A 1,164-nucleotide genomic window follows, 5' to 3' on the forward strand; every position below is an offset into this window, starting at 1 on the left:
ACTCCGCCGGGCGTCTGGCGGGCGGGAGTGTCGGTGATGAGTCCGGTGACCCGGTGTCCCTCGGAGTCGGTGAACCGCAACTGCGCCCCGGGATGCGGGCGCTCTTTGCGCAGGATCAGCCGGGTGCCGGCCGGCCAGACCGACAGATCGACCAGATCGGTGGCCTCGGCCACCCACGCACCCTCACGGACCTCGCCGTCGTCATCGATCGCCGGTGTCCACGCGGCGGCCGCGTTGAGTGTTTCGGTGGCCTCTTTCATCGCTTCGGTGAACACCACCCCGAAGGAGAACCCCACCCCGCGGTCGCGGCAGGCGGCAGCGAAAGCGTGTGTGGCACCGGCGGAATCACTGCGAATGAGGATCTTGGGGCTGCCGGGGGTGTCGGGGCGATAGGCCGGCGGTAACGCCGCGAGCGCCGCGTCGAGCACGGTGATGTGATCGGCGGCGGTGTTGGACCCGGCGTTGCCCGGCCGCAGGAGCGCGGCGAGGGCTTCACCGGCGGAGATATCGGGGCGATCCAGGAACGCGAGCAGCGGATGGAATCCGTAGGTGTGTTTCCAGGTGGCCGCGGCGTTCTCTTTGTTGTCGGAGTGATCCAGAGTGATGGTGGCATCGACGTCGATGCGTAACCAGTCGCACTCCGGTGACGGGGCCGCCCCGGCCTCCCACGCTCGGGCGCGGGCGATGTTGCGGGCCGCGATCACCGATTCGAGGTGGGCGGCGTTGATACGTTGATCGATCAGGCGCCACATCGTGGTCGTCGAGGCCGACTCGCCGAATACCCACTCTCCTGCCGCGCAGCGGGTCGCGGCCCGATCCACACAGTCGGCGCCATCGGCGATGGCGGCGGCCAGATCGGCGAACACCGCCCCCGGCGCATGCCGCCATGGCCCGCTGTAGGTGTCGGCCAACGCGGCGGTGATTTGATCGGTCAGCCCACTGAGATCGGCGACCTCACGCACCAACGACGCGCCGGCATGTGACAACACGCCGTCCCCGTCGGCCGATACTTTCACCCGTGGACGCTCTGCGATACCCTGCATCTGCGAAGTGCCTTCTCCTCGGCATGGTTGATCCTGAACAAATCGGATCATGCCCTGTGAGACAGGCACTTTCGCGTATCAACACGACGCCACAGCAAATCAGCACGAAAAATTCAGGCTA

Annotated in this window: 1 protein-coding gene; it reads right to left on the reverse strand. The window is 67.0% G+C overall.

Annotated elements, in window-relative coordinates:
• Nucleotides 1-1,043, reverse strand: a 1,043-nt coding sequence (locus tag ACWDTI_RS27250; RefSeq protein ID WP_449741266.1) for an IS1380 family transposase, incomplete at its 3' end; no start/stop codon positions are given.
• Nucleotides 1,044-1,164 lie beyond the last annotated feature (121 nt).

This window comes from Gordonia sp. NPDC003424, assembly GCF_053588655.1.